Origin of the sequence: Pelagihabitans pacificus (assembly GCF_009371985.2) — a bacterium.
Taxonomy (GTDB): Bacteria; Bacteroidota; Bacteroidia; order Flavobacteriales; family Flavobacteriaceae; genus Pelagihabitans; species Pelagihabitans pacificus.
In genome coordinates this window covers 291,719-303,035 of the sequence record NZ_VIKU02000001.1, presented here as the reverse complement: position 1 = coordinate 303,035, position 11,317 = coordinate 291,719, and the positions used below count along the sequence as shown (strand labels likewise).

General features: G+C 44.5%; 9 protein-coding genes. 4 read left to right on the top strand and 5 right to left on the bottom strand.

All coding sequences use genetic code 11. The features are described 5' to 3' along the window. Nucleotides 1–146 precede the first annotated feature (146 nt). Complete coding sequence (gene gyrB / locus FK220_RS01415) at nucleotides 147–2,096, top strand: DNA topoisomerase (ATP-hydrolyzing) subunit B (RefSeq protein ID WP_152572498.1); 1,950 nt, start codon at nucleotides 147–149, stop codon at nucleotides 2,094–2,096. A 110-nt stretch (nucleotides 2,097–2,206) separates the two neighbouring features. Then, nucleotides 2,207–2,947: a hypothetical protein gene (locus FK220_RS01410; protein ID WP_152572497.1), complete on the top strand. Its 741-nt coding sequence runs from the start codon at nucleotides 2,207–2,209 to the stop codon at nucleotides 2,945–2,947. 81 nt (nucleotides 2,948–3,028) lie between these two features. On the opposite strand, the gene FK220_RS01405 is transcribed toward FK220_RS01410, so the two are convergent. Further along, nucleotides 3,029–3,400, bottom strand: coding sequence for a hypothetical protein (locus FK220_RS01405; protein WP_152572496.1), 372 nt, complete (start codon nucleotides 3,398–3,400; stop codon nucleotides 3,029–3,031). A gap of 268 nt (nucleotides 3,401–3,668) precedes the next feature. Between FK220_RS01405 and mdh the strand changes: the two genes are divergently transcribed. Together mdh and secDF are read left to right on the top strand one after the other, a co-directional pair. Then, nucleotides 3,669–4,595 (top strand): malate dehydrogenase, encoded by a 927-nt coding sequence (mdh, locus tag FK220_RS01400; RefSeq protein WP_152572495.1) that lies wholly within the window; start codon nucleotides 3,669–3,671, stop codon nucleotides 4,593–4,595. A 236-nt stretch (nucleotides 4,596–4,831) separates the two neighbouring features. Next, entirely contained in the window at nucleotides 4,832–7,837 is a 3,006-nt protein-coding gene (gene secDF / locus FK220_RS01395) for a protein translocase subunit SecDF (protein WP_152572494.1), read from the top strand. Nucleotides 7,838–7,890: 53 nt separating this feature from the next. Here the strand turns inward: secDF and FK220_RS01390 are convergent, their stop codons facing one another. The 4 genes from FK220_RS01390 to lgt form a co-directional block, all read right to left on the bottom strand. Continuing rightward, nucleotides 7,891–9,126: an ATP-binding cassette domain-containing protein gene (locus FK220_RS01390; RefSeq protein WP_152572493.1), complete on the bottom strand. Its 1,236-nt coding sequence runs from the start codon at nucleotides 9,124–9,126 to the stop codon at nucleotides 7,891–7,893. Beyond that, complete coding sequence (locus tag FK220_RS01385) at nucleotides 9,123–9,641, bottom strand: GNAT family N-acetyltransferase (RefSeq protein WP_152572492.1); 519 nt, start codon at nucleotides 9,639–9,641, stop codon at nucleotides 9,123–9,125. Before FK220_RS01385 ends, FK220_RS01390 begins: the two co-directional genes overlap by 4 nt. A 4-nt stretch (nucleotides 9,642–9,645) precedes the next feature. After that, nucleotides 9,646–10,137 (bottom strand): DUF192 domain-containing protein, encoded by a 492-nt coding sequence (locus FK220_RS01380; RefSeq protein WP_152572491.1) that lies wholly within the window; start codon nucleotides 10,135–10,137, stop codon nucleotides 9,646–9,648. Nucleotides 10,138–10,219: 82 nt separating this feature from the next. Further along, a complete protein-coding gene (lgt, locus tag FK220_RS01375; protein WP_152572490.1) occupies nucleotides 10,220–11,182 on the bottom strand; it encodes a prolipoprotein diacylglyceryl transferase in 963 nt (320 codons plus the stop codon). Nucleotides 11,183–11,317: the final 135 nt, after the last annotated feature.

The window sequence follows — 11,317 nt, the reverse complement described above, 5'->3', positions numbered from 1 at the left end:
CATTTTCCTGTTGATAACTTCAAGTCGAATAAATGACCTAAACACTATATTTCATAGGGTTTTGCGTATATTTGTAGGGTTGCAAAATTTGAAGTTAAACGCTTTTCTTTTTTTGTTGGGAAAGCCTTTGATAAACAACCTTAAATATGAGCGAAGAAGCAGGTAAAAAGAAGAAGTATTCGGCCGATAGTATTCAGGCACTGGAGGGAATGGAGCATGTGCGCATGCGACCTTCCATGTATATCGGGGATGTGGGTCCAAGGGGGCTGCATCACTTGGTGTATGAGGTGGTCGACAACTCCATCGATGAGGCGATGGGAGGCCATTGTGATACGATCAGTGTCGTCATCAATGAAGATAATTCGATTACTACGAAGGATAATGGTCGTGGTATTCCCGTAGATATGCACAAGAAGGAGGGGATTTCCGCTTTGGAGGTCGTAATGACCAAAATTGGGGCAGGGGGAAAGTTTGACAAGGATTCCTATAAAGTATCCGGAGGTCTTCACGGTGTCGGGGTTTCCGTAGTAAACGCACTTTCAGACAGCCTTAAGGCAACGGTATATCGAGATGGCAAAATTTGGGAACAGGAGTATGAAAGGGGAAAAGCCCTATATCCGGTCAAGAGTGTAGGTGAGACTACAGAAAGAGGCACCATGGTCACTTTTCACCCGGACGACCAAATTTTTGAACAAACCATAGAATATAGCTACGAAACGCTTTCCAACAGAATGCGTGAGCTATCCTTTTTGAACAAAGGGGTGACCATTAGCATCATGGACAAACGCCAAAAAGATCCGGAAAGTGAAACGGGCTATGTAGGCGAAACTTTTTATTCGGATGAAGGTTTAAAGGAATTCGTCACGTTTTTGGATGGAAACCGGGAACAGCTCATTCAGAACATTATTTCGATTGAAGGTGAAAAGAACGGCATACCGGTGGAGGTTGCTATGGTCTACAATACGTCCTATACGGAAAACCTGCATTCCTATGTCAACAATATCAATACCCATGAAGGGGGAACCCACTTGTCTGGTTTCAGAAGGGGATTGACCACTACCTTAAAGAAGTATGCCGATTCATCGGGCATGTTGGATAAATTGAAGTTTGAGGTACAAGGGGATGATTTCAGGGAAGGTCTCACAGCTATCGTCTCGGTTAAAGTGGCAGAACCACAGTTCGAAGGACAGACCAAGACCAAATTAGGGAATAGGGAGGTGTCCTCCGCGGTTTCCCAAGCGGTTTCCGAAATGTTGACCGACTATTTGGAAGAACATCCGGACGATGCCAAGACTATCGTACAAAAAGTGATTTTGGCAGCACAGGCTCGACATGCAGCGACCAAGGCCCGCGAAATGGTCCAGCGAAAAACTGTTATGAGTATAGGTGGCCTCCCTGGAAAGCTTTCCGATTGTTCCGAACAGGATCCCACACTTTGTGAGGTGTTTCTGGTCGAGGGAGATTCCGCAGGTGGTACGGCCAAACAAGGTCGTGACCGGAACTTCCAAGCCATCCTTCCGTTGCGGGGAAAAATCCTAAACGTGGAGAAAGCCATGCCGCACCGGGTTTTCGAAAACGAGGAAATCAAGAACATCTATACGGCTCTCGGGGTGACCATAGGTACCGAGGAGGATAGCAAGGCACTTAATCTCGAAAAGTTGAGATACCACAAGGTGGTCATCATGTGTGATGCCGATGTTGATGGGAGCCATATCGAAACATTGATCTTGACCTTCTTCTACCGCTACATGAGAGAGCTTATCGAAGGAGGACATGTTTATATTGCTACCCCACCGCTGTATTTGGTGAAAAAGGGCACCAAAAAACAGTACGCCTGGGACGAAAAGGAACGTGATGCCATTGCCGATAGTTATAACGGCAACGTGAGTATTCAGCGTTACAAAGGTCTTGGGGAGATGAACGCGGAGCAACTGTGGGATACCACGATGAATCCTGAATTCCGGACACTTCGACAGGTTTCCATTGAAAACGCTACCGAGGCCGATCGTATTTTTTCGATGTTGATGGGCGATGAAGTACCCCCACGACGTGAGTTTATCGAGAAGAATGCCGTATATGCGAACATTGATGCATAGGAAACCCTACTTTCACAACAAAGACTCGTACGCATGGTACGGGTTTTTTAGTTTTGGGACAATTCTAATATTAATTCCAAATCTTTATGATGAAAGTAAAACTAGTATCAATGGTATTATTCGTGTCCGGCACGGTCTGTTTCGGACAGGAAGATTTAAAAGAACGTGAAAAACAGGCCGCCTTTGACCCGACCTATACCTCCTATTCCAGGAAAAAACCGGCTTATGTTACCTTAAAGGACGGCACCAAGTTGGAAGGTCATATCAAAGACCTTGATTATAAAAAAGGGCAAATAAAACGACTGAAAATCGAGGAAGAGGGTAAAAAGAAAGTAGAAATCGTAGCTGCTGATATTGCCGATTTGTACATGGCTCCCTCGGGAATGGAGAAACTTGGTAAGCAGAGTGCCTATTTTAACGATGCCACCAAATGGGGTAGAAGTGATGCCTCCAAGCATTTGAATAAAGGGTATACAATGTACACCAATCAGACCGTTTCCTTAAAGAATAAAAAAGATCCCGCCGAGTATCTAATGCAGGTAGTGAATCCCAAGTATAGCCAGGTCATACAGGTTTTTGCAGACCCGTTTGCGAAGCAAACGGCCAGTATCGGTGTCGGATCTTTAAAATTGGCCGGAGGCATCGCCAAGTCGTATTACATAAAGAAAGATGATTCGATTGTCTGGTTGACGAAGGGCAATTTTGATGAACATTATGACCGATTGTTTATGGACAATGAACAATTTAAGGCCAAGTATGCCGTCCACAAGTACAAGTGGAGTTTGCTAGGCGTTTATGTGCTTGACTATACCGAGTTTGTTCTAGCCGAAGAATCGGGTAATACAAAATAGCCTTTATCGGTACATAATACTAAAAACCCTGACATATTAAGAAATGTCAGGGTTTTTGCGTATTTAAGAGTGTGTAAAAGATTACTGTCTGATGGCGATGGTCGCTCCCTGGGCATCCTTCAGGATTTCGCCTTCCTCGGTTTCCTCCCTTGATACTATTTGGTTGGGAAGATCTGTTCCAGGATATGATATGGTGTACACACCATCTTCCTCGCTCCATTTAAAATCGGTTCGAATGGTCTCCTTGTAATTCACCTCATGATTGTATCGGCCCAAGTAGGCATCGTTAAAGGTCCATTTTTGCAGAATGGTTTGCTTTCCTGCTTGGTCGGCGGTCATTACCTCGACCTTTTCCCAATATCCGATAATCGGGTCGTTATTCTCCGGGATTCGAGAACAGTTACTCGCCAGTATGATGCCGATAATGGCCAATAGCGAAAATAGCTTTTTCATGATGTAGGTTAATTAAGATTCGGGGTTTCTTATAAATGCTAACGGCTTGGGAACAATTCGTATTGTCAAAATTCGACGTATGACAGCTTCTTCCGACTTTCTTCGTTGAACGGTTCTTTTTTTTAAGACTTCGTGCATTTCATCGACTAAAATCTCCCTCATTTACCTCGATTAAAGTCGCGCATTTTGTATCGTTTTAAAGGAAGATTGCGTAATTTTAACATCCCAAAAAAACAAGGAAATCAACGTTAAACATAAAACATAGAATATGAAAGTTACCGTAGTGGGTGCCGGCGCCGTAGGAGCAAGCTGTGCAGAGTACATCGCCATCAAAAATTTTGCATCGGAGGTCGTTTTGTTGGACATTAAAGAGGGTTATGCCGAAGGAAAGGCAATGGACCTGATGCAGTGCGCATCGTTAAACGGCTTTGACACCAAAATTACCGGGGTCACCAACGATTATTCGAAAACCGCCGGTAGCGATATTGCGGTCATCACTTCGGGAATTCCCCGTAAACCAGGCATGACAAGGGAAGAATTGATCGGTATCAACGCAGGGATTGTCAAAACAGTATCCTCTAGTTTGATCCAACATTCTCCGAATGTAATTATGATCGTGGTGAGCAATCCAATGGACACCATGACCTATTTGGTACACAAGACTACCGATCTACCCAAACACAGGATTATCGGTATGGGCGGAGCATTGGATAGTGCACGTTTTAAGTACCGGCTGGCGGAAGCAATGCAAGCTCCTATTTCCGATATCGACGGAATGGTCATCGGCGGACACAGCGATACTGGTATGGTGCCTTTGGCCTCCCATGCTACCCGAAACAGTATAAATGTGTCCGAATATTTGTCCGAGGAGCGATTGCAGCAGGTGGTCGAAGATACCAAGGTAGGCGGTGCGACCTTGACCAAGTTATTGGGTACGAGTGCCTGGTACGCCCCGGGAGCAGCGGTTTCCGCTTTGGTGCAGGCAATTGCCTGTGACCAAAAGAAGATGTTCCCCTGTTCTACCTATCTCGAAGGGGAATATGACCTGAACGATATCTGTATAGGGGTTCCCGTTATCCTAGGTCGCAACGGTATCGAACGAATCGTAGACGTTCCTTTGAGCGATGCCGAAAAGGCCAAAATGCAAGAAAGTGCCGAAGGGGTCAAAAAAACAAATGGCTTGTTGGAAGTATAGCAAACAAGTGCAGATTTAGAACGAAAAAGGGGCATCGCGAAACAAGCGATGCCCCTTTTGTTTTTAAGCATACAGCGGAATACCATGAACAAAAAAGTGCTTGTTTTTAACAGTGGGGCGGCCTCATTTCTTTTGGCAAACACCAGCAATAACTCTTAAATATGTTGTCAAATCCTACGGGAAAATCATATATTTGCAGGCTGTTAGAAAACGCATCCAATTAATTTACGTAACCAATGCAAAATAAAGGACTCATAAAGCTTTTCGCCCTATTGTTCGGGTTGGTGAGCATCTATCAATTATCCTATACCTTTATCACCAACAAAGTCGAGAACGAGGCGAAGACCTTTGCCGAAACGAGCATTCCGGCTACCGAGGACGATTATCTCTCCGAACGGGAGGCCCTAGAGGCGAAGTACTTGGATTCGATTGGCGACCAAAGTATTTTAGGCTTTACCAACTATAACGAAGCCAAAAAAAGAGAGCTTAACAAGGGTCTTGATTTAAAAGGAGGAATCAATGTTACGCTACAGATATCGGTGAAGGACATTTTAAAAGGACTCGCCAACAATACCAAAAATCCTGTTTTTAACAAAGCGCTGGCCGATGCCGACGCTGCTTCAAAGAATAGTGATGATACCTACCTAGAGTTGTTTTTTGAGGCTTTTGATAACATTAAGGGTGATACCAAACTCGCTTCGCCCGATATATTTTATACCCGTGGTCTGGAGGGTGAAATCAACGCCAATATGACCGATGATGAAGCGAAGCAGGTCATCAGAAGAAAAATTGACGAGTCCATCGAATCGGCATTTGAGGTGCTAAGGGAACGTATCGATGGTTTCGGGGTGACGCAACCTAATATTCAAAGAGAGGGAAACTCAGGCCGTATTTTGGTCGAATTGCCCGGGGCGCGAGACATTACAAGGGCACAAAGTCTTCTTTCCAGTACTGCCCAATTAGAGTTTTGGGAGACCTATCAACCCAACAACCAACAGTTACAACAGTTCTTTTTTCAAGCCAACGATGCCTTAAAGTCTTTGGTAGATACCGAGGAGCAAGAGCCAGAGATCAAGGAAGAGTCTGAAATAGATTCCCTACTATCCGATGTTTCCCAGGATTCGTTGGATTTGGCCACGCAGCGGAACCCACTTTTTGAGAAGTTTCAAATAGGGGCGCCCAGTTATGCCGTAGGTGTAGTTGCGGTTAAAGACACGGCGGAGGTAGGAAGCTATCTTCGAATGAAAGAGATAAGAAGGTTATTGCCCCCCGAATTACAATTTGTCAAATTTCTTTGGGAACGACCCAGTGAAGACTCCGAGGTTGTTGAGTTATATGCACTAAAATCGAACCGCGAAGGAGTTCCAAGAATAAGTGGGGATGTGGTGAGCGATGCTAGGGCCGACTTTGATATGGGAGGCAAACCGGCGGTTTCTATGAGCATGAATACCAAAGGAGCGAAAGAATGGGAAAAGTTGACCGGGGATGCCTACAATAATCAAACGGGGATTGCCATTGTACTCGACAACAAGGTCTATACTGCACCGGGTGTGTCCAGTGGACCTATTTCAGGGGGCAATTCGGAAATCACGGGAAATTTTACCGTAAACGAGACCAAGGATATTGCCAATGTGTTACGTGCCGGTAAGTTACCTGCTTCGGCCGAGATTATTCAATCGGAGATCGTAGGGCCCTCTTTGGGGCAGGAAGCCATCGATAGCGGTTTTATGTCGTTCTTGATTGCCATGGCCATCGTATTGGTATGGATGGTTTTCTACTATGGGAAGGCGGGTATCTTTGCCGATATAGCCCTGTTGTTGAACATACTTCTGATTTTTGGGGTGTTGACAAGTCTAGGGGCTGTATTGACCTTACCGGGAATCGCGGGTATCGTCTTGACCATCGGTATGTCGGTCGACGCGAACGTACTGATTTTTGAACGTATCAAGGAGGAGTTGGCCAAAGGTAAAGGGAAAGGCCAAGCAGTTTCGGATGGCTTCAACAATGCCCTGTCCTCTATTCTCGATGCGAACATAACCACAGGACTTACGGCGATTATTCTGTTTGTATTTGGTTCCGGTCCTATCAAGGGGTTCGCGACTACTTTGTTGATCGGTATCGTTACCTCCTTGTTCACTGCAATATTCATTACTAGATTATTGGTTGACTGGTATATCGGCGGAAAGAATCGACGATTGGATTTCTCTACCCCGTTGACCAAGAACCTCTTCAAGAACATGAATATCAATTTCTTGCAGAAAAGAAAGATTGCCTACGTAATCTCATTGATTTTAGTGGGAGTAGGTATCTTCTCTTTGGCGACCACTGGATTGCAACAAGGAGTCGATTTTATTGGAGGCCGCACCTACCAAATCCGTTTTGAGAAGCCAGTGAGCCCATCGGAGATCGCTTCTGAATTGAACACGGTCTTTGGTAGTGGCACACAGGTCAAAACCTACGGGGAAGACAACCAGATAAAAGTAACCACTCCTTACAAAGTCGATGTCGAAGGAATCGAGGTAGACAACGAGATTCAGGAAAAGTTGTTCACCTCCCTTCAAAAATACTTGCCCGACGGAATGACCCAGGCAAACTTCATAACCGGAGGTGGGGAAGATGCCTTGGGAATATTGCAGTCGATAAAAGTAGGTCCTACCATTGCCGATGATATCAAGAAAAATGCCTTTTTGGCGATTATTGGTTCGTTGGCGGTCGTATTCCTTTACATCCTGGTACGTTTCCGCAGGTGGCAGTTCTCATTGGGAGCGGTTGCGGCGGTATTCCATGATGTAATGATAGTACTTGGTATCTTCTCTTTATTGGGCACAGTGATGCCGTTTAACATGGAAATTGATCAAGCCTTTATCGCAGCAATCCTGACCGTAATCGGATATTCCCTGAACGATACGGTGGTGGTATTCGACCGTATTCGTGAGATTATAGGGGAAAAAGGCTGGAAAGCAGGGGAAAATATTAACCTGGCCTTAAACAGTACTTTGAGCAGAACCCTGAATACCTCATTGACTACCTTGGTGGTATTATTGGCTATCTTCACCTTCGGTGGTGAATCGCTCAGGGGTTTTATGTTCGCCATGATCATAGGTATCATCGTCGGTACCTATTCCTCGCTCTTTATCGCCACCCCGGTGATGTACGATACATTGAAAAAACAAATCACGTCACCTATCAAGGTAAAGGCGAAAGATAAAGGGAAAGAGAAAAAAGCAAAGGCTACGGCATAAGTATCCAGCAATGAAAAGTACGGCCGCCAATAAGTTTTCTATTGGCGGTTTTTTTATACCATCTTTCCAACCGACCCCATATTGGTCTTTTCCAACCGATAAACCCTATCGGGAAGTAAGCCCCGTTCCTTTCTGTGGGAAACAAATATAATTGCGGAGGCACTTTCCTTTGCAAACTTGTTCACAAGCTGTACAAAAAGATGGGCGCTAGTGTCATCGAGACCGGCCGTAGGTTCGTCCAGAATCAAAAGAACGGGATGTTTGATCATGGCACGGATGCACATCACCAAGCGTTTTTGCCCCATACTCAAATCGTGATAGAGGGTATCTTTCAAATGCCACATCTCGATTAGTTGTAACCATTCTTTTGCCAACCTTATTTGAGCCTCGGTAGGGGTTACATAAAGACCAATGGAATCGTGGAGCCCGCTAATGACCATATGTTCCACGGTGTGATACCCCGTGAATTTGTCGGTCATTGACGGGGTGAAATAACCGATTCTTTTTTTGATGTCCCATACACTTTCCCCACTGCCTTTTTTCCGGCCGAAAATGTAGAGTTCCTGCCCGTATCCTTTGGGATTTTCTCCAGTAATCATCGATAAAATGGTCGTTTTTCCACTACCGTTCTTACCACGAAGCTCCCAGAAGCTTCCTTTGTTGATGGTCCAGTTGATATTGTTTAGGATAGGCTTACCAGAATACGAAACAGATACATTTTTTAATTCGATCAACGCTTCACCTTCAAATTCGATCGGTTGGAGCGGGGTCGGAATGGTACCTTGAAAGGTCTTTGGCATCACTCGATTCGAGCCAACCTCTTTTTCATTTACAGGAACCAATAACTTTCCTTCCAGTTGGGCGATGGTATGTATGAAAGGAAGCAAGTCGTTCTTTCTACTGGCTATCTGGATGAGGGAAGTGGTATCGGCAATCGCTTGAAGTTTTTTCCTTAATGCCTTTTGTGCGTCACTGTCCAGATTATCAAACGGATTATCGAGAATGATAAAATCGGGATGTTGCTTCAGGATATGCGCTAACAGTGCCTTTTTCTGCTCCCCGCTTGACATCGTCTTTAACAACTGTGCGGTTTTGGAATTGATAATTTTCCTACCATGGCGTTCCTCCTCATCGATAAAGGCTTCCAGGGCCAGTTTGGAAAATAGGGCACCCTTTTGCGGTTTGAGAGATTCAAAGGTGGTGGGAACATTGCCCTGCAACAGCGAATCTATTAGGAATTGCTTTTGCGAGTTGTTATCGATAAGGATGGCCCAGTGCGCTTTGCTCATGCCAATATTCGATAAATGTTCACGGGGTTACTCTTATAAAAAGTAGTTTTATCCAATTGCATACCGACCCCCATTGCTACTTTTTGGGAAGGTATATTATCAATGTGGATGATGGATATCAAGGATTCGGCCAAATGGTTTTCGAATGTAAATTGCTTGCACTTGACGGCCGCTTCGGTGGCGTATCCTTTCTTCCAGAATTTGGGGAGTAGGGAATACGCGATTTCCACTTCTTGCTGCCCATCTACTTCCTGTACCAATAAACCTGCCAATCCGACCAATTCCTGGTTTTTTCGGTGAATCAAGGCCTGTCTTCCACCCAAATCGTTGCTATACCGATAAAAGGTACGCTTAAAGTCTTGTTGACAAGCTTCATTAGGGTCTTTCGGTAGACCCGACCAAAACGCCGAGGTACGGGAATCTTCATGAAAGGGCAACCAAGCATCGAAATCTGAAGGGAGCAATTTTCTAAATAATAAGCGCTCGGTTTCCAGGCCGTCCAATAACAACTCCATGAAGCTATCGTTTTCGGTATTCAATGCGGTCACCAATTTCAAGGCCCCATTGCCGGACTAAACCGGCGTTTACTTCAAGCACATATTTTACAGGGACTTTGGAAGAAAGGCCTTTCTCATCAAAAGGTTGTGCATTCTCTTGAAAACTGGCCAGTGTCAAGTCTTCTTTAATAAACAGTAGATCTAATGGGAATTCGGTATTCTTCATGTAAAAGGCGTGCATGGCCTCCCCTTCAAAGACAAACAACATTCCCTGGTTTTTTTCCATACCGCTACGATACATTAAACCGGTCTGGGTTTCATAGTCGTTATCGGCGATTTCGATATCCAAGGTGGTGATTAAACTATCTGTCCTTTGCTTGAAAATTGAGAGTTCCCCTTCTTTTTTAAAAACGACCTCTTCGGTCTTGATCGTTTTTTTAGGTTCGTCTTTGCAGGAAACGAACAAAAAACATCCCAGTAAGAGGAGTGTACTGAATTTAAGAATTCGAATCATGACCTTACAAATTTACGATTTATACAAAGGATGTTGAATACGCCCAAAGTCTACTTACGATTGTACGGCTAACAGACCCTACTTATTGTCTGCTTTTAGTTGGTCTGAACATAAAGTACAATCCGATAAGAATAAACGGGATACTCAACCACTGTCCGGTGGAGAGCAAACCGAGGGTTTCCTCAAAACCTCCCTGGCTTTTTTTCACGAATTCCACAAAGAAACGAACTGTCCATAACAAAATTAAAAACAGTCCGAAAAGGTATCCCAGTTTATTTTTTTTATCGGTCTTCCAATAAAGGTAGTAAAGCAGTATGAACACGAAAATATAAGCGACTCCTTCATAAAGTTGGGCCGGATGACGATACGGGATTTGGGCCAGGTATTCCGAGAAGGCCGGATTGTTCTCAATGGCATTGTAGGCCGCATTGACCGTTTTCTCCTTGGTAATCCCTAACGCCTTCGAAGGATGCATATCATCGGAATCGCGAACGAACCGGGTAGCGAAAAGAAACGATTCGTTGGTTACCTTGCCGTTGATTTCCGAATTAAAAAAGTTACCCAATCGCACAAAAAAGGCTCCGATGGCAAAAGGAACGACCATTCGGTCCAGTATCCACAACAGATTGAATCCAGGGTGTTTCCGCGTGTAGAGATACATGCCTAAAATTACTCCAATGGTAGCTCCATGACTCGCCAAACCGGTAAATCCCGTAAACTCATACCCTTTTATGAACCCGAACAACGCTCCGTCGCCGCTTTCTCGAATGGGCAACAAAATCTCTAATAAATGTTCGGAATAGTAGGGCCAATCATAAAAGAACACATGTCCCAAGCGCGCGCCCAACATCGTTGCCAACACGGTATAGATAAAGAGGGAGTCGAGTTGCTCTACCGTTTTGTTCTCATTTTTGAAAATGCGTTTCATGATGACCCATCCTACGGCAAAAGCGGTAATCCAAAGCAGGTTGTAATATTTGATTTGAAGGGGTCCTAGGGTGAACAAGGTTTCATTCGGATTCCAGGTAATGCCTAAAAGATACATAAGAGGTCGTTTTGATCGGCTAATATACTAAATAGACCTAAGACCGCTGCCGTTTTAAAAGAGCAGTAAGGATAAATGTCCCTATTACAAGGCAGATCTTTTTGGAATGAAATGCCTGATTATGACATTTCAACC

Bases quoted from the DNA above. Each gene is read 5' to 3' on its own strand.
- FK220_RS01385 (WP_152572492.1), bottom strand. From the start codon at position 9,641: ATGGAGTTGTTATTGGACGGCCTGGAAACCGAGCGCTTATTATTTAGA.
- FK220_RS01380 (WP_152572491.1), bottom strand. From the start codon at position 10,137: ATGATTCGAATTCTTAAATTCAGTACACTCCTCTTACTGGGATGTTTT.
- mdh (WP_152572495.1), top strand. From the start codon at position 3,669: ATGAAAGTTACCGTAGTGGGTGCCGGCGCCGTAGGAGCAAGCTGTGCA.
- secDF (WP_152572494.1), top strand. From the start codon at position 4,832: ATGCAAAATAAAGGACTCATAAAGCTTTTCGCCCTATTGTTCGGGTTG.
- gyrB (WP_152572498.1), top strand. From the start codon at position 147: ATGAGCGAAGAAGCAGGTAAAAAGAAGAAGTATTCGGCCGATAGTATT.
- lgt (WP_152572490.1), bottom strand. From the start codon at position 11,182: ATGTATCTTTTAGGCATTACCTGGAATCCGAATGAAACCTTGTTCACC.
- FK220_RS01410 (WP_152572497.1), top strand. From the start codon at position 2,207: ATGGTATTATTCGTGTCCGGCACGGTCTGTTTCGGACAGGAAGATTTA.
- FK220_RS01405 (WP_152572496.1), bottom strand. From the start codon at position 3,400: ATGAAAAAGCTATTTTCGCTATTGGCCATTATCGGCATCATACTGGCG.
- FK220_RS01390 (WP_152572493.1), bottom strand. From the start codon at position 9,126: ATGAGCAAAGCGCACTGGGCCATCCTTATCGATAACAACTCGCAAAAG.